This is a genomic window from Rhizobium sp. BK538 (genome assembly GCF_014197575.1).
GTDB lineage: Bacteria > Pseudomonadota > Alphaproteobacteria > Rhizobiales > Rhizobiaceae > Rhizobium.
This window is the reverse complement of the sequence record NZ_JACIFT010000013.1, coordinates 191,888-209,916: the sequence shown is the minus strand read 5'-3', so window position 1 is coordinate 209,916 and position 18,029 is coordinate 191,888. Positions and strand designations below refer to the sequence as shown.

19 protein-coding genes are annotated in these 18,029 nt (G+C 60.7%); 8 read left to right on the top strand and 11 right to left on the bottom strand.

Annotation, left to right across the window (positions count from 1 at the left end):
- Positions 1-37: 37 nt before the first annotated feature.
- From FHX09_RS18075 to FHX09_RS18065, 3 genes are read left to right on the top strand one after another with little or no spacing between them, the layout of a single operon-like run.
- Entirely contained in the window at positions 38-1,174 is a 1,137-nt protein-coding gene (locus FHX09_RS18075; RefSeq protein ID WP_183722973.1) for an ABC transporter substrate-binding protein, read from the top strand.
- On the top strand, positions 1,174-2,241 hold the full coding sequence (locus FHX09_RS18070; RefSeq protein ID WP_132594274.1) for an iron ABC transporter permease: 1,068 nt from the start codon (positions 1,174-1,176) through the stop codon (positions 2,239-2,241). The genes FHX09_RS18075 and FHX09_RS18070 overlap by 1 nt, the downstream gene beginning before the upstream one ends.
- Positions 2,235-2,987: an ABC transporter ATP-binding protein gene (locus FHX09_RS18065; RefSeq protein WP_132594276.1), complete on the top strand. Its 753-nt coding sequence runs from the start codon at positions 2,235-2,237 to the stop codon at positions 2,985-2,987. The genes FHX09_RS18070 and FHX09_RS18065 overlap by 7 nt, the downstream gene beginning before the upstream one ends.
- A 32-nt stretch (positions 2,988-3,019) precedes the next feature.
- Here the strand turns inward: FHX09_RS18065 and FHX09_RS18060 are convergent, their stop codons facing one another.
- The 4 genes from FHX09_RS18060 to FHX09_RS18045 all read right to left on the bottom strand — a co-directional run bounded on the left by FHX09_RS18060 (position 3,020) and on the right by FHX09_RS18045 (position 6,977).
- Complete coding sequence (locus FHX09_RS18060; protein ID WP_132594278.1) at positions 3,020-3,844, bottom strand: ATP-binding cassette domain-containing protein; 825 nt, start codon at positions 3,842-3,844, stop codon at positions 3,020-3,022.
- A gap of 10 nt (positions 3,845-3,854) precedes the next feature.
- Positions 3,855-4,691 carry an aliphatic sulfonate ABC transporter permease SsuC gene (gene ssuC / locus FHX09_RS18055; RefSeq protein WP_183722975.1) on the bottom strand — a complete coding sequence of 279 codons (837 nt, stop codon included), beginning with the start codon at positions 4,689-4,691 and terminating at the stop codon, positions 3,855-3,857.
- Positions 4,692-4,805: 114 nt separating this feature from the next.
- Positions 4,806-5,981, bottom strand: coding sequence for an FMNH2-dependent alkanesulfonate monooxygenase (ssuD, locus tag FHX09_RS18050; RefSeq protein ID WP_183722977.1), 1,176 nt, complete (start codon positions 5,979-5,981; stop codon positions 4,806-4,808).
- Between the two features lie 30 nt (positions 5,982-6,011).
- Positions 6,012-6,977 carry an aliphatic sulfonate ABC transporter substrate-binding protein gene (locus FHX09_RS18045; RefSeq protein WP_183722979.1) on the bottom strand — a complete coding sequence of 322 codons (966 nt, stop codon included), beginning with the start codon at positions 6,975-6,977 and terminating at the stop codon, positions 6,012-6,014.
- 250 nt (positions 6,978-7,227) lie between these two features.
- Between FHX09_RS18045 and FHX09_RS18040 the strand changes: the two genes are divergently transcribed.
- Together FHX09_RS18040 and FHX09_RS18035 are read left to right on the top strand one after the other, a co-directional pair.
- The gene (locus tag FHX09_RS18040) at positions 7,228-8,097 is read left to right on the top strand and encodes an NAD(P)-dependent oxidoreductase (protein WP_184450488.1); all 870 of its coding nucleotides are present in this window, start codon (positions 7,228-7,230) and stop codon (positions 8,095-8,097) included.
- Positions 8,094-8,795, top strand: coding sequence for a DNA alkylation repair protein (locus FHX09_RS18035; protein WP_184450492.1), 702 nt, complete (start codon positions 8,094-8,096; stop codon positions 8,793-8,795). The genes FHX09_RS18040 and FHX09_RS18035 overlap by 4 nt, the downstream gene beginning before the upstream one ends.
- Before the next feature lie 69 nt (positions 8,796-8,864).
- On the opposite strand, the gene FHX09_RS18030 is transcribed toward FHX09_RS18035, so the two are convergent.
- Together FHX09_RS18030 and FHX09_RS18025 are read right to left on the bottom strand one after the other, a co-directional pair.
- Positions 8,865-9,854: a substrate-binding domain-containing protein gene (locus FHX09_RS18030; protein WP_132594288.1), complete on the bottom strand. Its 990-nt coding sequence runs from the start codon at positions 9,852-9,854 to the stop codon at positions 8,865-8,867.
- A gap of 50 nt (positions 9,855-9,904) precedes the next feature.
- A complete protein-coding gene (locus tag FHX09_RS18025) occupies positions 9,905-10,885 on the bottom strand; it encodes an NAD(P)-dependent oxidoreductase (protein WP_132594290.1) in 981 nt (326 codons plus the stop codon).
- 130 nt (positions 10,886-11,015) lie between these two features.
- On the opposite strand from FHX09_RS18025, the gene FHX09_RS18020 reads away from it, so the two are divergent.
- Both FHX09_RS18020 and FHX09_RS18015 read left to right on the top strand, forming a co-directional pair.
- Positions 11,016-11,840 (top strand): ATP-binding cassette domain-containing protein, encoded by an 825-nt coding sequence (locus tag FHX09_RS18020; protein ID WP_245505566.1) that lies wholly within the window; start codon positions 11,016-11,018, stop codon positions 11,838-11,840.
- Between the two features lie 40 nt (positions 11,841-11,880).
- On the top strand, positions 11,881-12,876 hold the full coding sequence (locus tag FHX09_RS18015) for an ABC transporter permease (RefSeq protein WP_132594292.1): 996 nt from the start codon (positions 11,881-11,883) through the stop codon (positions 12,874-12,876).
- Between the two features lie 20 nt (positions 12,877-12,896).
- Here the strand turns inward: FHX09_RS18015 and FHX09_RS18010 are convergent, their stop codons facing one another.
- The 3 genes from FHX09_RS18010 to FHX09_RS18000 form a co-directional block, all read right to left on the bottom strand.
- Complete coding sequence (locus tag FHX09_RS18010) at positions 12,897-13,385, bottom strand: Lrp/AsnC family transcriptional regulator (protein ID WP_007533095.1); 489 nt, start codon at positions 13,383-13,385, stop codon at positions 12,897-12,899.
- A 67-nt stretch (positions 13,386-13,452) separates the two neighbouring features.
- On the bottom strand, positions 13,453-14,103 hold the full coding sequence (locus FHX09_RS18005) for a uracil-DNA glycosylase family protein (protein WP_132594294.1): 651 nt from the start codon (positions 14,101-14,103) through the stop codon (positions 13,453-13,455).
- Positions 14,097-14,633: a thermonuclease family protein gene (locus FHX09_RS18000; RefSeq protein WP_132594296.1), complete on the bottom strand. Its 537-nt coding sequence runs from the start codon at positions 14,631-14,633 to the stop codon at positions 14,097-14,099. Before FHX09_RS18000 ends, FHX09_RS18005 begins: the two co-directional genes overlap by 7 nt.
- 106 nt (positions 14,634-14,739) lie before the next feature.
- On the opposite strand from FHX09_RS18000, the gene FHX09_RS17995 reads away from it, so the two are divergent.
- Complete coding sequence (locus FHX09_RS17995; protein WP_132594298.1) at positions 14,740-16,275, top strand: HAMP domain-containing sensor histidine kinase; 1,536 nt, start codon at positions 14,740-14,742, stop codon at positions 16,273-16,275.
- A gap of 172 nt (positions 16,276-16,447) precedes the next feature.
- Here FHX09_RS17995 and FHX09_RS17990 read toward each other — a convergent pair whose 3' ends face one another.
- Both FHX09_RS17990 and cobT read right to left on the bottom strand, forming a co-directional pair.
- Entirely contained in the window at positions 16,448-16,828 is a 381-nt protein-coding gene (locus FHX09_RS17990; RefSeq protein WP_007802791.1) for a diacylglycerol kinase, read from the bottom strand.
- Between the two features lie 119 nt (positions 16,829-16,947).
- Positions 16,948-17,964, bottom strand: coding sequence for a nicotinate-nucleotide--dimethylbenzimidazole phosphoribosyltransferase (gene cobT, locus FHX09_RS17985; RefSeq protein ID WP_132594300.1), 1,017 nt, complete (start codon positions 17,962-17,964; stop codon positions 16,948-16,950).
- Positions 17,965-18,029 lie beyond the last annotated feature (65 nt).

Sequence of the window (18,029 nt, the reverse complement as noted above, 5' to 3'; positions counted from 1 at the left end):
GGCTCCGTTATTTCCTTTTTCAGATTGAGAGGTGTCCATGCGGCTCACGACACTCCGGCACATTGCCGTCCTTGCGCTTGCGCTCGTAACCAGGCCCGCCCTGTCTGCGGAAATCACCGATGTCACCGGTCGCACGGTCGAGATTGACCTGCCAGCCAAGCGCGTCATCGTTGGCGAGGCGCGTCAGATCCATGTGATTGCAGCGCTCAAGGGTGAGCAGACCTTCGGTACCATCGTCGGCTGGCGCGACGACCTCGTCAGGAAAGACCCTGATAGCTACAAGGCTTATGCCGAACGTTTCCCGCAGATCGAGAAGCTGCCGCGTTTCGGCTATGTGCCGCAGGGCGATTTCAGCCTCGAAACCGCGATCTGGCTCTCACCGGATGTGATTACGCTCAATCTCGAGGCGGAAAAGTCCGCGAAGGAGAGCGGATTCGAAGAGAAAGCGGCAGCCGCCGACATCAAGGTGATCTACCTCGATTTTCGCATCGATCCCGACAGGAACAGCGAGACTTCGATCGAGATTTTAGGCCAGCTCTTCGGCGCGGAGGAGCGTGCAAAGGAGTTCATCGCCTATCGCCGCGCAGAGATTGCGCGCGTGACCGACAGGCTTGCGACCGTCAAGGATCTCAAGCGACCGCACGTCTTCATCGAACGCGCGCCTGGCATTTCCGGCGAGAACACGTGCTGCCGCACCTTCGGCCCGGTCAATTTCGGCGCCATGGTCGAACAGGCGGGCGGCCACAACGTTGCCGCCGACGTCATCAAGACAACGTTCGGCGATCTCAATCCCGAACAACTTGTCGTTTCGGATCCGCAGCATGTCATCGTCACCGGATCGAACTGGGCAGCCGAGTCCGACATCAACCAGTTCGTGCCCGTCGGGCGCGGCGCGGATATGGCGCTGGCCCGCGAGCGGCTGGCAAATCTCATGACCCGCACGCCCTTTCCGGAACTGAAAGCTGTTAAGGACGGCAACGTGCATGGCGTCTGGCACCAGTTCTATGGCGCGCCTTACGAGTTCTTCCCGATTCAGCAATTTGCCAAATGGTTTCACCCGGATCTCTTCGCTGATCTCGATCCCGAAGCCAACTTCGCAGAATTCCACAAGAGGTTCCTGCCGGTGACTTACCAGCCGGGATACTTCGTTTCTCTCGAAAAGGGCTCCAACTGATGGCCTCATTCAGTCAGGTCCAGGTTGAAGCGACAGGGCGCGAGCAATATCGCGCCCTTGCGTTTCGCCGTATCCTCATCCTCGTCGGGCTAACCGTAGCGCTCTGTTTCAGCATCTCGGCCGATATGGCGCTCGGGCCTGCCAACTATGCGCTTTCGGACGTACTGTCGGCGCTCTTTGACCCGGCAGCGGCTGCCAACCAGCTTCGCGTTATAATCTGGGATATCCGCATGCCGATCGCCTTGATGGCGGTGACCGTCGGTGCTTCGCTTTCCGTGGCGGGTGCGCAGATGCAGACGATCCTTTCGAACCCGCTGGCTAGCCCCTTCACGCTCGGCATTTCCGCCGCCGCGAGCTTCGGCGCCGCCCTGGCGCTTGTCGGCGGCGTTGCGATCTTTCCGGGCGCAATCGAATACATGATTCCGTTGAATGCATTCCTGATGGCGATGGCCGCTGCGCTCTTCATTCACTTCGCCTCGACGATGCGCGGCGTGAGCGTCGAAACGATCGTACTGCTCGGCATCGCCCTCGTCTTCACCTTCAATGCCGCGCTGTCGCTTTTGGAGTATCTCGCCTCTGAACAGGCGTTGGCCGCCGTCGTCTTCTGGACCATGGGCAGCCTGACCAAGGCGACTTGGGCAAAGGTCTATTTCACCGCTGCCGTGCTCGTCGTCACCGTGCCGCTCTTCATGCGGCAGGCCTGGGCATTGACGGCCCTGCGGCTCGGCGACGACAAGGCGGCCAGCCTCGGCATCAACGTCCGCAGGCTGCGTCTACAAACGATGATGATCGTCAGTCTTCTGGCCGCCATCCCAGTGTCGTTCGTCGGCACCATTGGCTTCGTCGGGCTCGTCGGCCCGCATATCGCCCGCATGGTCGTAGGCGAGGATCAGCGCTTCTTCCTGCCGGGTTCGGTCATCTGCGGCGCCCTTCTCCTGTCGGTGACATCGGTCGTCAGCAAGATCCTGATCCCAGGTGCGATCCTGCCGATCGGTGTGATTACGGCGCTCGTCGGCGTACCGTTCTTCTTCGTTCTCATCTTCAGCAATAGGAGGCGCGCATGGTAGCCTTGGCTCTCGCAGATGTCGGCGCCTCCTACGGGCGCACGACCGTTCTATCGAACGTGAGCATCGACGACCTGAAAGGCGGCAGCGTCACGGCCATCATCGGCCCCAACGCGGCAGGCAAATCGACGCTGTTCAAGCGGATCGCGGCGCTGGTGAAAGGTCCGGGACTGGTCGAGCTTTCCGATACCGAGCGTGGATCACGGACGATCTGCTACATGCCGCAAGATACAGGCGCCAATGCCGTCCTGACCGTCTACGAGTCGATCCTTCTGTCTGCCAAGCAAGGCAGCGGTTGGCGGGTTGCCGACGACGAGCTTGACGGCATCGATGAAATCCTGAAGGCCCTCCGTATCGAAAATCTGGCCTTCCGTGGTCTCGGCGAACTTTCAGGAGGCCAGCGCCAACTCGTGTCTCTCGCACAGGCACTGGTACGCAGGCCCGAGGTCCTGCTGATGGACGAGCCGACCTCCGCACTCGACCTCCACAGGCAGATCGAAGTGCTGAGCTTTATCGCCGACCTTGCCCGCCGCGACGGGATGATCGTGCTCATCACGCTCCACGACCTCAATCATGCGCTGCGCTATTGCGAGAACACGATTGTCATCGCCAATGGAGCAATGGTGGCGAGCGGACCAACATCAGACGTCATCACCGACGCCATGCTTCGCGACATCTACAAGATCGACGCTCGCATCGAGCGCTGCTCGCAGGGCACGCCGATGGTGATCGTCGACGGCGCAATCTGAGATCGCCCGTCGCACATCACGACCTGCGCCGTTCAGTGGGCGGTGCCCGTCCCCAGGATCGCCGCCAGCAGCCGCCCTTCGAGCTCTGCCAGCGCGGGGTTGCCATGTCGGCGCGGGTGCGGATAGGGAATCGCCAGATCAAGCTCAACGCGCCCCTCTTCCAGCACGATCACACGATCGGCGAGATGCACCGCCTCGCTGACGTCGTGCGTGACCAGAACTGCCGTAAAGCCTAGCTCCCGCCAGACGCGATTGAGCAGTTCCTGCATGCTGATCCGTGTCAACGCGTCGAGCGCGCCGAGCGGCTCGTCCAGTGCCAGCACGCCGGGCTTGCTGATGAGTGCCCGCGCCAGCGCCACGCGCTGCCGCTGCCCGCCTGAAAGACGCGCTGGCCATTCGTTCGCCTTTTCGGCAAGCTGCACCTCGCCGAGCACAGCCTGGGCCTCCCTGAGGGCAACGCGCTTATCGATCCCATCGCCAAGGCCGACTACTACGTTTTCGGCGACGCTCAGCCAAGGGAGCAGACGAGGCTCCTGAAACACGATCCTCGCGTTCGCTTCAGCATCAGAGCCATCGGCGTTCTCGAAATGCAGTTCGCCGCTCGTCGGCTCGTCGAGCCCCATCAGAATGCGCAACAGCGTACTCTTGCCGCAACCGCTCTTGCCGATGACCGCGACGAACTGCCCGGCAGGAATGTGGAGGTTGATGCCGCGCAGCACGCGATTGCTGCCGAAACTCTTCTCAAGTCCCTTCAGCGTGATCGCAGCAGCCCCACTGCCAGCCGGCGTCGCACGGTCGGTCTCGTATTCGAGCTCGTCCACAGCCCCTTGAAAACGCTCATGCGCGATGATGGTCATGGCGCCTCTCCTACTTCTGGTAAACCGGGTTCCATTTGAGCGCCCGGCGCTCCAGCGCACGGGCAACGACATCGGCAAGCTTGCCAAGAATGGCGTAGATCACCAGCGCCAGCACGACGATGTCAGTCATCATGAACTCGCGGGCGTTGTTCGCCATGTGACCAATACCTGATGAGGCCGCGATTGATTCCGACACAATCAAGGTCAGCCACATGATGCCGAGCGCGTAACGCAGCCCGACGAAGATCGACGGCAGCGCGCCAGGGAAGATCACCTTCCTGAATAGGGTCCAGCTTCCCATGCCATAGACACGGCCCATTTCGATCAGGTCACGATCGACGTTGCGAACGCCGTGATAGGTGTTGAGATAAATGGGAAACAGCACGCCGAGCGAAGTCAGGAACAACTTGGATTCCTCACCAATCCCGAACCACAGGATGACCAGCGGGATCATGGCGAGATGCGGGATCGTGCGCAGCATCTGCAGCGTCGTATCCGTCAGTTGCTCCGCGATTTTCGAGACGCCGTTGGCGATCCCAAGGAGGAAACCGATCGAGCCGCCGACCAGCAGACCGGCAAAGGCGCGACCGGCGCTGACGAGGATATCGTGTGGCAATTGTCCTGTGATCGTCGTCGACCAGAAGGCAATCGCCACATCCACGGGTGACGGCATGATGCGGGAGGAGATCCAGCCGGCCGACGAGGCCAACTGCCAGACGGCAATAATTGCCACCGGCACGAGAAAGGGCAACAGCTTATGCCGCCCCGGAGGCGAGACGCGGACCCTTCCCTTGCGCTCAACGCGTTCGGTCAGCGCCCGCCCGATCGGCGTATCGAAAGTCGACATGAAGGTTTTTCCTCGCTTCTGCTTGCTTCACCCGAGCTTCTGGTGAGGCATGGTAAGCCTGTGCATCGTCAATGAAGAAGCGCCGCCCGATAGCGGACGGCGCCAATTGGCGGATCAGGAGCCGGAGACCACTTTCAGGTTTCCGCCATGGCTGCCGCCGCCGAAGACCTGATGCTTACCGAAATCGGTCTGGAAGCCGTGTCGCTGCTCTTGGCGCGTGATCCCGAGTTCGGGGAACAGCAGCTCGGCAACGCGGTATGCCTCCTCTAGGTGCGGGTAGCCCGACCCAATAACGGTGTCGATGCCAACGTCCTGGTATTCGCGCAGACGCGCGGCAACGGTTTTCGGCGAGCCGACCAGCGCTGTTCCTGCCCCGGCGCGCACCAGTCCGACACCGGCCCACAGGTTCGGCGACACTTCCAACTTGTCTCGCCGGCCGCCGTGCAATGCCGCCATGCGCTTCTGGCCGACGGAATCGGATTCGTTGACGAAGCGCTCCTGCGCCTCGCGAATCGTCTCATCGTCAAGTTTCGAGATCAGGCGATCGGCCGCTGCCCATGCCTCCTCGTCCGTTTCGCGGACGATGAAATGCAGGCGAATGCCGAAGCTGACTTCGCGGCCCTTTTGCGCGGCAGCGGCGCGCACCTTCTGAACCTTTTCGGCAACCTGCGCCGGTGGTTCGCCCCATGTCAGGTACTTGTCGACGCGGCCGACCGAGAAATCGATGCCGGCATCCGACGAACCACCGAAGTAGAGCGGCGGCCGCGGATTCTGCACCGACGGGAAGCCGAGGCGCGCATTTGTCGCCTTGATGTACTTGCCGTCATAGCTCGCGACACCCCTCTCCAACAGCTCTTCGAAAACCGTGAAGAATTCATCGGCATGGGCATAACGCTCATCATGTGCGAGATGAATGCCGTCGCCGGCAAGCTCCGCTGGACTGCCGCCAACGACGATATTGAGCAGCAGACGTCCGTTCGAAATGCGGTCCAGCGTCGTCGTCAGGCGCGCGTAATATGCCGGCGATGCCGTGCCAGGACGAATTGCCACCAGAAACTGTAGCTTCTCGGTCTTGGCGGCGAGTGCGGCGGCTGTCACGAAGGACTCCTCGCAGGCAACGCCCGTCGGCAGAAGGACACCAGAGTAGCCCAAGCGATCGGCTGCCTGGGCGATTTGCGTGAGATAGCCGATCTCCGGAGCGCGCGTCTGTTCGTTCGAACCGAGATAGGCGCCGTCCCCCGAGGTCGGGATGAACCAGAGGAAATTGATGGGGTCGTGTTTGCCGGTCATGGATGTGATGCCTTCTAGTCGGAATGGAAATCAGCTTGCCTTGGCGCGCCAGATAATATCGCCGGTGTTCAGTTGCTTCGGGACGATGCCGAGCTTGTAGAACTCATCGGCCAGCCCCTGCTGGTAGGCCGCAGCCGCATCCGTGATGCCGGATACGCTGCCAAGATCGGCGCCAGCACGCGTCAGCGTCACGCGCGTTACCTCCTGCGGCACGCCGGTAATTTCGGAGAGCTCCTTGATTGTCTGATCGAGATTGCTCTGTGCAGACCGACCGACTTGCTTAAGTTCATCAAGCACATCGGTGATGACCTGCGCGTTTGCGTCGGTGAACTCGGCATTCGCAAGGAAGAAACTATAGGAGTCGACAATGCCCTCGGCCGTTGTCAGAACCCGCGTTTCCGGATCGGCTTCTGCGATCGCGAGATATGGGTCCCAAATCGACCAGGCGTCGATGCTGCCATTCTTGAAGGCAGCCGCCGCATCCGCCGGGCTGAGATCCACGCCCTCGATGTCCTCAGGCGCCAGGCCTGCCTTACGCAGGGCCTTGACCGTAACGTTATGGGCGCTCGAACCGCGCTTGAAAGCAACCTTCTTGCCCTTGAGATCTTCTAGCGTCTGGATCGGCGAGTCCTTTCTGACAAGGATTGCCGAGCCTGCGGGACTGCCTCGATAGAGGCCCACATAATAGAGATGACCGCCAGCCGCCTGGGCGAAAAGCGGAGGCACGTCACCGGTCGCACCGAAATCGAGCGCGCCCGCGCCGAGTGCCTCGAGCAGCGGCGGACCGGAGGTGAATTCCGACCAGCTGACGGTAATGCCGCGGTCGGCAAGCCGCTTTTCCAGCGCGCCGCGCCGCTTGGCCAAAGCGAGTACCCCGTTCTTCTGCCAGCCGATGCGAAATTCGGTTGCTGCCGCACGCGCGCCCTTGATGCCGGGCAACAATGCCGTGGCCACCGCGGCGCCGAAAAGCCCCAATGTCTGACGTCGTGAAATCATGGTTGTTCCCTCTTTGGAAGCCGGCAGGTTTCACCGCTTCAAGTTTCGATATCCCAATTCTGATAAACTCTATAAAATCAATCGACATTTATATTTATGATCTTTCGGTCCTCACGGGATTATCCGGACCAGTAATCGCCGCTTTCGGGGAAAATTTTTCCACCTCAAGGTCACTTGCGTCCCACCCGACTTTCCGCGCGCCGTGCTTTCGGCTAATCCTCGTGCCCTGCATTCACGAAAGGATAGGCACATGGCAAAAGTCGCATTCATCGGTCTCGGCGTGATGGGGTTTCCCATGGCGGGCCATCTCAAGGTGAAAGGCGGCCATGACGTCACGGTCTATAACCGGACCGCAGAAAAGGCGGCCGCCTGGGCAGAGAAATTCGGTGGCAAATCGGCGCCCACTCCCGCGGAAGCCGCCAAAGCCGCGGATTTCGTCTTTACGTGCGTCGGCAATGACGATGATCTCCGCTCAGTGACAATGGGTGAGAACGGCGCTCTGGAGTCGATGAAGCCGGGTGCGATCCTGATCGACAACACCACCGCGAGCGCGGAAGTCGCCCGCGAGCTTTGTGCCGCGGCGAAAGACAAGAGCTGTGGCTTTATCGACGCCCCAGTTTCCGGCGGGCAGGCGGGCGCCGAGAATGGCGTTCTGACGGTCATGTGCGGCGGTGACGAAGCCACGTTCGAGAAGGCGAAGCCGGTGATCGATGCCTACGCCCGCATGGTCGGCCTCATGGGACCGGCTGGCGCCGGTCAGCTGACCAAGATGATCAACCAGATCTGCATCGCCGGCCTCGTCCAGGGGCTCGCGGAAGGGATTCATTTCGGCAAGCGCGCCGGCCTCGACATCGAGAAGGTTGTCGAGGTTATCTCCAAGGGTGCCGCCGGCTCCTGGCAGATGGAGAACCGGCACAAGACGATGAACGCGGGCAAGTACGACTTCGGCTTTGCGATCGACTGGATGCGCAAGGATCTCGGGATCGTCCTGAGCGAAGCGCGCCGCAACGGCGCGAAGCTGCCGGTCACCGCCCTTGTCGACCAGTTCTACGGCGACGTGCAGGCTATGGGCGGCAACAGATGGGATACGTCCTCGCTGTTGGCTCGATTGGAGAAATGATCGGTCCTTCCTCCAGCGCCGCAGAGCTGATTGCGCACCTGCAAACGTTGCGCTCGGAGGAAAACATCGCCGGGATGGCCAGTTTCGGTATCGTCACCGAAACTGCGCTCGGAATATCCAATCCGGATCTCCAAAAAGTCGCCAGAGCGGTCAAGCGAAACCACGGTCGCGCCCTCGAGCTTTGGCAGAGCAACATCCGCGAAGCCCACCTGCTCGCTCTCTACACAGCGGAACCCAAGAAGCTGACATCGGACATTGCGCGAACCTGGGCCAATGATTTCAACTCGTGGGAAATCGTTGACTGCGCTGCGGACCTCTACGTGGGAGCTCGTCTCGAGGCGCTTGTCCCCGAATTCGCAGCCGATGACCGGGAGTTCGTCCGACGGACCGCCTTCGCTATGATCGCCGGCGCCGCCGTTCATCTGAAGACAGAGCCGGACGAGACGCTGTTGGCATGGCTTCCGCTCATAGAGGCACATGCTGGCGACCCGCGCAATTTCGTGCGCAAGGCAGTGAATTGGGCGCTGAGAAACATCGGCAAACGCAACCTCCGCTGCCATGGTCCTGCGCTCAGGCTTGCGGAGAGCCTTGCCGCGTCGGACGACCGGACCGCACGCTGGATCGGCAAGGACGCCGTCCGGGAACTGACCAGCGAGAAGGTCGTGGCTAGGCTGGAGCGGACATCGGCAGCGTGGTGACCGCCACATTCGTCCGTCAAAGAGCAGCGGGCAGACGACCGCCGCCCACCCACTGTCCCTCCTGCCCAACTATTTCTGGATGCACGTGTCGACGGTATCCTTCGTGCACTCGTCGAGGCCGGTGAAGACAGGGTCGTCGACCGGCTTGCCGGCGATCAGATCCATCATCACCGATGGTGCCTTGTAGCCCATTTCAAATGGCCGCTGCCCGACAAGTGCCGTCACGAGGCCGTCCTTGGCAATGGCGACTTCATCGCCGATCGTGTCGGCGGCACCGATCACGAACTCGTTCTTGGCGATCTTGTCGGCCATTGGCTTGAACAGATCGCGGTAGGGCTGCGGCGCGCCGAATAGCGGCCAGCCGCCCATGATACCGAAGGCATCGAGATCCGTGTTGGCCGCGAGAATGTCAGTCATGGCCTGAACGCCCTTGGCGCCGTCGTCGTTCGTGAAGACCGGGCAACCGGCAACTTCCGTCCACCCGCCCTCGCCTTTCAGCGCGGCCAGGCCTTTCTGGCCCGTCAGGGTGTCACGCATCCCCTGGGCACGACGCAGAATATTGTCGGCACCCGGGTTGCCTTCGATCGTGCAGATCTTGCCGCCCTTCGGCTTTGCCTTCTTGATGTACTCGCCGATGCGCGCACCCATCAGATAGTTATCGGTGCCGAGATAGGTCTTGCGCAGTGCTGAATCCTCTGCCGCAAGATCGGCGTCGAGCGTCATGACAGGCACCTTTGGGTTTGCCGTTTTCAGCGTCTGCGCGATCAGCTTGGCGTTCGACGGAGAAATGGCGATTGCCGCCGTTTCCGCCTTGCCCAGTACGTCCTGAACGATTTGCGCCTCGCCGGCTTCATCGGAGGTCGATGCGGGACCGGTGTAGAAGCATTCATATTCGGAGTCCGGATTTTCCTTGTTCCACTTCTGGCAGCCCTGGTTGATCGCCTCGAAGAACGGGTTGTCGAGGCCCTTCACCACGATGACCAACTGTTTCTTGGCCGCCAGGGCCTGTCCGGCCGTCAGCGCCAGCACCGCGGCCGTAAGCAATAATGCCTTCCTCATAGCTTCTTCCTCCCATTGAAAAATGGCGGACGCCATCGCCCGCCACATGATCAACCCGGATACCAGACGATGCGAGGATCCTCCTCCGAACGCACATACCCCCAGGCCGAGTCGATAAGCATTTCCAGATCGTAGACGGGCCGCCATCCGAGCAAATATTTGGCCTTGCTATTGTCCATCCAGTTCGAATGGAACTGGCTCGGTATGTCGACGGAGCCAAGGCCGCGTGTGCGCGCAAGGTGGGCGGCAACCTCGCCGTAGTCGACGGGTCGATCCATGCAAATGTTGAACAGTTGAGCTCTCGCGCGTGGATTGTCGAGCGCGGCAAGGATCGCCGCAACAAGGTCGTCGACGTGAACGAAATTGCGCTTCAAGGGGCGGCCATCGGCATCACGCAACAGCGGAACCGTCTGCTCCCGGACATGGCGCGCGGCGTCGCCCGCCGGAACGAGCGTCTTCCAGTCCGGTCCGCCGAAAACATCATCCCCGAACGACAATGTGAACTTGAAATCATCCTTCTCCATGATCCATGGCGCCCGCAGGCAGCAGCCATTGATGCCATACTGGATCTTGAACTGCTCCAGCATCACCTCTTCCAGTACCTTCGATAGCGCATAGCAACCGGGATAAGCCTGGTGTGGCGTAGCTTCGGTGATTGGCGCCTCATGGCGATAGAAAAAGTGACCTATCCCCGCATCGCCGCCGATGAGAATGAATTGGCGCGCAGTGGCGCTTGTCCTGAAGCCCTCGAGAAGCCAGAAAAGTCCTTTGACGGTGACGTCCATGATGTCATCAGGCGTCTCCTTGCATGTCGCGAGATGCACGACATGCGTGACATCAGCAAGCGCACGCGTCACCACTCCGCGATCGCTGATCGAGCCGCGCACCGCCTCGACACGTTCGGTTTCTGGGCACAAGCGGTTATGACAAAGCGCGCGAATGCGCGCCTTCGAAAATCGCGGATCGTCGAGCAGCCCAGCGATGAAGTGCTGCCCGACCTTGCCCGTTGCACCGGTGACAAGGATCAGCATGCTCTCCTCCATCAACAGCTAATATACAGACACTTCCGCGCGTCAACGAAATTGTACTATAAAACGAATAATTGTAGCGGAGACCGTAAATTAGCAGCATCCGATTGACGGTCTCACGCGGTTCTGGGTAATGTTGAAAGCGCTCGCAGGGAGGAAACTGGCGGGTGAAATCGCGGCTGAAACACGGTCGCGGCTTTGGGAGGCTAGACAGCTGGTGGCAGTTCTCGAGCTCGCGAACATCTCGAAACATTTCGGGGCCATACAGGCGGTCAACGACGTCTCTTTTTCGCTGGAGGCGGGAGAGGTCGTTGGGTTGATGGGCGACAATGGCGCCGGCAAATCGACGCTCGTGAAAATGATTGCCGGCAATTTCCGTCCAAGCCACGGAACGATGCGGCTCGACGACGAAGACCTAGTCCTGCATCGGCCGGTAGAAGCCCGGCAGCGGGGCATCGAGATCGTCCACCAGGACCTCGCGCTCTGCAACAATCTGACGGCGGCCGCCAACGTATTTCTAGGCCGCGAGATGCGCCGCGGTTTCGGGCCCTTACGCATTCTCGACTACAAGACAATGTACAAGCGCGCCGGCGAAATCTTCAAGGACCTGAAATCGGAGACGCGGCCGCGAGATCTGGTCAAACAGATGTCGGGTGGTCAGCGCCAGGCCGTCGCGATCGCCCGCACTATGCTGGCGGAAGCAAAGCTCGTGCTCATGGACGAGCCGACGGCCGCCATCTCCGTGCGCCAGGTTGCCGAGGTTCTTGCTCACATCCGTCAACTGCGCGATCGCGGCATCGCGGTCATTCTGATCAGCCACCGCATGCCTGATGTCTTCTCGGTTGCTGATCGCGTGATTGTCATGCGGCGCGGGCGCAAAGTTGCCGACAAACCGATAGCGGCGAGTTCGCCGGAGGAAGTCACTGGGCTCATAACAGGCGCAATCGAACAGGTGTGATTAGCGCACTGTACCTACCTAATGTAAGCGAAGGTCGACCATGGCAATAACTCTAGATCAGACGATCGCGCAGAAGCAGCGCAACTGGCTCTCGTCCATTTTCGCGAGCCAGACCTTCTGGGTCCTCATGGCCGTTATCCTCGCCTGCATTTTCCTCTCCTTCGCCACGAGCTCCTTCGCCACGCCCACCAACCTTTACAACATCACGCGCAACGTCACGTTTGTCGCGATTATTGCTCTCGGCATGACGCTGGTCATCGTCACCGGAGGCATCGACCTATCGGTTGGGTCGGTGCTTTGCCTCTGCAGTATGGTGCTGGCGGTTACCATGCATGCCGGCTACGGCATCGGAACGGGCATTGCCGCCTCGATCGGCACGGCGCTAGTAATCGGCGCATTCAACGGCATCCTGATCGCTTATCTCGGATTCCCGCCGTTCGTCGTCACGCTCGGCATGCTGTCCATTGCCCGCAGCCTCGCAATGGTGGCCTCGAACAACACCGTCGTCTTCCAGTTCGGCCCGGATCACGACAAGCTGCTGGCGCTCGGCGGCGGTGCATGGCTCGGCATCGCCAATCCTGTGCTTTACATGGCCGTGCTGGCGCTTCTGACCGGCTTCGTGCTGCGCTGGACGCGCTTTGGCCGCTACGTCTTCGCCATCGGTGGAAACGAACACGCTGCGACGCTGACCGGTGTGCCAGTCAGGAAGATCAAAGTCGCGGTCTATATGATCTCGGCCTTATCAGCCGGTGTTGCCGGCATCATCCAGACCGGCTGGCTTGGTGCGGTAACCACAAACATCGGCGCGGGCATGGAATTGCAGGTGATTGCCGCAGCCGTGATCGGCGGCGCAAACCTCGCCGGCGGCGTCGGCACCGCCTTCGGCGCCATCGTTGGCGCAGCATTGATCGAGGTTATCCGCAACAGCCTTGGTCTCTTGGGGATCAACGCCTTCTGGCAAGGCACCTTCATCGGCGGCGCGATCGTGCTTGCGGTTCTGTTCGACCGGCTGAGGAACCTTCGCCAGAGCGAATAACAGATGGCCGCAGCCGTCTGTCAGTCCTCGTTCGACTTGGCGTTGTCGAGGATCATGTAGTCAAGCGGCAGCTGCGTCGAATACTTGATCTGCTCCATGGCGAAGGCGGACGAAACATCGCGGATCTCGATCTTTGCGATCATCCGCTTGTAGAAGGCGTCATAGGCGGCAATGTCAGGCACGACCACGCGCAGCAGATAATCCACGTCGCCACTCATGCGATAGAACTCGACCACTTCGGGGAAATCGGCAACGACTTCCGAAAAGCGCCGCAGCCACTCGATCGAGTGCGTTGCCGTGCGGATCGAGACAAAGACCGTGACCTTCGTGTTGACCTTTTCCGGATCAAGGATGGCGACGCGACGCTTGATCACGCCGTCCTCTTCCATCTTCTGGATGCGCCGCCAGCACGGTGTCGTTGAAAGCCCGACCTTCTTGGCGAGATCGGCAACGGCCAAGGTCGAATCTTCCTGCAAAAGGCGCAGGATCTTGCGGTCAAGACGGTCCATACAACAAAGCCCCTTCGAATTATTTTCTCTGTATAACGCGATTCCGGCAGTTTAAAAGAATTTTGTTTCAGTCGATCAAGAGTTTTACGCGCTCCCGCAGAACTGGCAGGAGCTCCGCCTCGAACCACGGATTGCGCTTGATCCAGCCAGTGTTGCGCCAGCTCGGATGGGGCAGCGGCAAGATCCCGGGCAAGCGCGGACGCGACAGCGTCGTTTGCCACGCCCGCACCGTCTCGGTCATGTTTTCGCGACGCTCCGCGCCCATATGCCAAGCCTGCGCATATTGGCCGATTGCCAGCACAAGTTCGATCTGCGGCATTGTCGAGATCACCCGGCTCCGCCAATGAGGCGCACATTCGCGCCGCGGCGGCAGGTCGCTGCCCTTGGCGTCATAGCCGGGAAAACAGAAGCCCATCGGCACGATGGCGAAACAGTCGCAATCGTAGAACGTCTCCCGATCGACCTGCAACCAGTCGCGCAGGCGATCGCCGGACGCATCGTTGAACGGAATGCCGCTCTCGTGAACCTTGAGGCCCGGCGCCTGCCCCGCGATCAGTATCCTCGCCTTCGACGACAACACCGCGACCGGCCGCGGCTCGTGCGGCAAACGAGTGTCCGCCCCGCCAAGCGGCGCGTCTCGACAGATACGACAGGCGGCGATCTCCCGCCGAAGAATATCGAGCGCCCGCTCGTCAGAGGCGTTTTTCTCGATCACCATCCGAGCAATCCCATGATGCCGCGGGCATCTGGTCGCGGCGTATGGTCCCGTACGCTTCGAGGCATCTCGAACGTGCCCGCCCAGAGCCCGGCCTTCTCTGCCTTCGCCCACGCCTCCTCGTCACCATAGGCTCCATAGGATACCGCCATGCCCCGGCGCACCATTTCGGCGTTTAGATCTACGCCACCGGCATGACAGACCACCAGCAAGCGATCGAAACGGTCCCGCCCGGTTCCGCTACATTGCGTGTCGGTCGGCGCGACAAGAGCCTGCAGTGTCCGCTTCGCCTGCTGCCCGCAGGTCCATGCAATGCCTGCCCATTCGCATGTCTGGCTGAGTTCGGGCGCATCGATGCCGTAAAGCCGCATCCGCTCCTTGCCGAGGTTCAGGCTATCGCCGTCAGCCGCACGAAACTGGCCGGAATGGACAGTTTCGGCGTGATCGCTCAGCTTGGCCGCAATCAGCCACAGGAATGCCAGCAGAGCCAGCGCCGTCACGCCGTCGCGCATCACTCGCAAACCGCGTGTCACGCTTTCGCCTCCTTAAAAAACAAATTCTTGGCAAAGATGGCTAACATCATCTTAAGAATTGCGGTCTAGGGTGTAGCCACCCGCGGATCAAGTTTCAACGTGCACAATGAGTACTGGCGTTAGCACATCGACCGATAAGAATATCGTCGACAAGTCACGCAGTCACCGAAACAAGCCAGTGTCGAAGGCTGTTCGGCTGACGCGGGAGCGCCTCCAGTCGAGCCACGCGGCAAGCGGCGCATTCGATCGCGACGTGCTCGTGATGCACATAAATGCCGTCCTCCAGGGCGCATCGATCGTACCGCTCTTTGTTACGATCATCGCCGCTCTCGGCGTCTATTTCACGGAAAACACTCAAATCTTTCTGTGGGCGCTGCTGACGCTGACGGCCCATGCCACAAACGTGTTTCTCGCGCGCCGCGCCCGCGGGCAGGAAATCAATACGACGACGGCGCGCAAATGGCGCCGTGTTCTCTTGCTTGGGCAATTCATGGTTGGCTGCTGCTGGGCTGTGTTCGCCCTGCAGGATTGCACCACGTGCGAACCGTCGAGCTTCCTGCTCTACAAGGGCGCCACGCTGCTCATTGCGCTCTCTATTACAGCAATGTCGAATTTCATGCTGACGCCGTCAGCGCTCATTACGTTCGCGCCTGTCGTTCTCGGATTGGTTGCCAAGGCCGGCCTCTCCCGCGAAATCCTCGAGATCAGCCTGACGGCCATCTTCACAACGACGGTCATCCTCTTCAACTACATCAGTGACCGGCTCTTCCAGTCCAACCTGAAGATCCTCGCCTATCAGGCCGAGAAAGACGATCTGATCGCCGAGCTCGAAGTCGCCAAGTCGATGTCGGATGAGGCCCGCCGCCGGGCGGAGGAGGCCAACCTGGCAAAGTCCCGCTTCCTCGCCTCCATGTCACATGAACTGAGAACGCCGCTCAATGCCATCCTCGGCTTCTCGGAGGTCATGTCCGCGGAGGTGATGGGGCCGCTCAACAACCCCACTTACAAGGAATACACCAGCGACATCCACCGCTCCGGTGAACATCTGCTGAATCTCATCAACGAGATCCTCGATCTCTCACGCATCGAGGCCGGCAAATACGAGCTAAGCGAGGAAGCGGTTTCGCTGCTGAATATTTCGGAAGACTGCATCGGCATGGTACAGCTGCGGGCCCGCGGCAAGAACATCACCATCTCGCAGCAGTTCGAGCTTGAATTGCCAGCCGTTTGGGCTGACGAGAAGTCGCTGCGCCAGGTCATTCTCAACCTCCTTTCAAATGCCGTAAAGTTCACCCCGCAGGCGGGCGAAATCCACGTCAAGGTCGGCTGGACGGCGGGCGGCGGCCAATACATCTCCATCAAGGACAACGGTCCCGGGATTCCCGAAGAAGAGATCCCGGTAGTCCTCTCCGCCTTCGGCCAGGGCTCGATCGCGATCAAGAGCGCCGAACAGGGCACCGGCCTCGGCCTGCCGATCGTTCAGGCGATCCTTGCCAAGCACGACGGCCAGTTCATCCTTAAGTCGAAGCTGCGCGAAGGCACCGAAGTCATCGCCATCCTGCCGGCCAAGCGCGTGCTGCAGACCGTCCCGGCCGTCGAGGATGCGCCGGCGGTCTCACGCAAGCGCAGGAGCTTTGCGTAACGATTTAATCGACGATCCGCTTGAAATCAGGATCGTCTGTGAAGTCCTGACCGCTCGTTGACATCGCATCCCCTGGCGTTGCGCCCGAGGATAGAGTGACATTCTAAACACATTCTAAAGATGCATTAGATAACAGATACAACCTAAAGCCCACTGCCGGTTGCAGACGTCATCACCCAAACAACAGATGCTTCCCGATCGTGAACAACAGGAACACGCCGCAGGCGGCGATCATGCAGACGACGGCAAACGATCCGAGATCCTTGGCGTGCTTTCCAACCATCGAGATCTCCGGGGAAATCCTGTCGATGACCTCCTCGATCGCCGTGTTCAGCGCCTCGACGGCGAAGAGGGCGAGAAACAGCACGATGGCGATCATCAGCTCCGAAAGCGTCGCGCCGACAGCAATCAAGAGGATCAACGAAACCGCGAAGAACAGCAGTTCCTGCCGGAACGCAGCCTCTTTGATCAGCCGCCGGAAGCCGCCGATCGAATAGCCGGCGGCTGCCAGAAAGTGGCTGATGCCGGTGAGTTTTGTCACGGCAGGTTTCATCAAGTGCCCTCGTCGTCCGTCGATGGCGGCTGTTGCCGCCACCAGTCAGAAATTGCGAATACCGGTTCACGGTCCCCGCGGCAAGAACTCTGTCATCAACCTGTCACAAACCTGAAAGCTCAGTGCTTGTTGCTGACGCCGGCCTGCGAGAACGTTGCCATGCCGGAATGGCAGGCCGCCGCGGCCTTGACGATGCCGGCTGCCAGGGCCGCCCCCGTCCCCTCGCCGAGCCGCATGCCGAGCGCCAGAAGCGGCGTCTTACCGAGCATCTCTATGGCCCGCAGATGTCCCGGCTCGCCGGAGACATGGCCGATCAGGCAGTGATCAAGCGCCGAAGGATTGGCGGCCTTCAGGATGGCTGCTGCGGCGGTCGCGACATAGCCGTCGATCAGCACCGGAATCCGTTCGACACGCGCGGCAAGGATCGCCCCGGCCATCGCCGCGATCTCCCGGCCGCCAAGGCGGCGCATGATCTCCAGCGGATCGTCGAGATGATCGCTGTGCAACGCGACCGCTTTTTCGACGGCTGCAATCTTGCGCTCCAGCATATCGCCTTCCGAGCCGGTTCCCGGACCGACCCAGTCGCGCGCGGTGCCGCCGTAAAGCGCATAGTTGATCGCCGCTGCGATCGTGGTGTTGCCGATCCCCATCTCGCCGATGCAGAGAAGATCCGTGCCGCCTGCGATCGCCTCCATGCCGAAGGCCATGGTCGCCGCACAGTCACGTTCGGACAAGGCGGGTTCCTCGGTAATGTCGCCGGTCGGATAGTCGAGCGCGAGATCGAAGACCTTCAGGCCGAGATCATAGGCCACGCAGATCTGGTTGATAGCCGCGCCGCCAGCCGCGAAATTCTCCACCATCTGCTGCGTCACGGTCGGAGGAAACGGCGTGATGCCCTGCCTGGTGACGCCGTGATTGCCCGCAAAGATCGCCACCAACGGCCGGTTCACCGCCGGTGCCTTGCCCGTCCAAGCGGCAAGCCAGAATGCGATTTCCTCGAGCCGCCCAAGTGCGCCCGGCGGCTTCGTCAGCTGCGCATCGCGTTCGCGCGCGGCCGCGAGTGCTCTGGCATCCGGCCCCGGCAGATCGCGCAGAAGTGCCCGGAAATCGTCGAATGGCAGGCCTGAAACGCTCATGAATGCGGTTTCCTTGTCTTGGTCGGTAACTTGTCTTTTCGCTGCAAATCAGCTTCTTTCGTCGC

What these genes read in the sequence shown, in the direction of transcription:
- FHX09_RS18075 (WP_183722973.1), top strand. Translation starts at nt 38, where the DNA reads ATGCGGCTCACGACACTCCGGCACATTGCCGTCCTTGCGCTTGCGCTC.
- FHX09_RS18070 (WP_132594274.1), top strand. Translation starts at nt 1,174, where the DNA reads ATGGCCTCATTCAGTCAGGTCCAGGTTGAAGCGACAGGGCGCGAGCAA.
- FHX09_RS18065 (WP_132594276.1), top strand. Translation starts at nt 2,235, where the DNA reads ATGGTAGCCTTGGCTCTCGCAGATGTCGGCGCCTCCTACGGGCGCACG.
- FHX09_RS18060 (WP_132594278.1), bottom strand. Translation starts at nt 3,844, where the DNA reads ATGACCATCATCGCGCATGAGCGTTTTCAAGGGGCTGTGGACGAGCTC.
- ssuC (WP_183722975.1), bottom strand. Translation starts at nt 4,691, where the DNA reads ATGTCGACTTTCGATACGCCGATCGGGCGGGCGCTGACCGAACGCGTT.
- ssuD (WP_183722977.1), bottom strand. Translation starts at nt 5,981, where the DNA reads ATGACCGGCAAACACGACCCCATCAATTTCCTCTGGTTCATCCCGACC.
- FHX09_RS18045 (WP_183722979.1), bottom strand. Translation starts at nt 6,977, where the DNA reads ATGATTTCACGACGTCAGACATTGGGGCTTTTCGGCGCCGCGGTGGCC.
- FHX09_RS18040 (WP_184450488.1), top strand. Translation starts at nt 7,228, where the DNA reads ATGGCAAAAGTCGCATTCATCGGTCTCGGCGTGATGGGGTTTCCCATG.
- FHX09_RS18035 (WP_184450492.1), top strand. Translation starts at nt 8,094, where the DNA reads ATGATCGGTCCTTCCTCCAGCGCCGCAGAGCTGATTGCGCACCTGCAA.
- FHX09_RS18030 (WP_132594288.1), bottom strand. Translation starts at nt 9,854, where the DNA reads ATGAGGAAGGCATTATTGCTTACGGCCGCGGTGCTGGCGCTGACGGCC.
- FHX09_RS18025 (WP_132594290.1), bottom strand. Translation starts at nt 10,885, where the DNA reads ATGCTGATCCTTGTCACCGGTGCAACGGGCAAGGTCGGGCAGCACTTC.
- FHX09_RS18020 (WP_245505566.1), top strand. Translation starts at nt 11,016, where the DNA reads ATGTTGAAAGCGCTCGCAGGGAGGAAACTGGCGGGTGAAATCGCGGCT.
- FHX09_RS18015 (WP_132594292.1), top strand. Translation starts at nt 11,881, where the DNA reads ATGGCAATAACTCTAGATCAGACGATCGCGCAGAAGCAGCGCAACTGG.
- FHX09_RS18010 (WP_007533095.1), bottom strand. Translation starts at nt 13,385, where the DNA reads ATGGACCGTCTTGACCGCAAGATCCTGCGCCTTTTGCAGGAAGATTCG.
- FHX09_RS18005 (WP_132594294.1), bottom strand. Translation starts at nt 14,103, where the DNA reads ATGGTGATCGAGAAAAACGCCTCTGACGAGCGGGCGCTCGATATTCTT.
- FHX09_RS17995 (WP_132594298.1), top strand. Translation starts at nt 14,740, where the DNA reads ATGAGTACTGGCGTTAGCACATCGACCGATAAGAATATCGTCGACAAG.
- FHX09_RS17990 (WP_007802791.1), bottom strand. Translation starts at nt 16,828, where the DNA reads ATGAAACCTGCCGTGACAAAACTCACCGGCATCAGCCACTTTCTGGCA.
- cobT (WP_132594300.1), bottom strand. Translation starts at nt 17,964, where the DNA reads ATGAGCGTTTCAGGCCTGCCATTCGACGATTTCCGGGCACTTCTGCGC.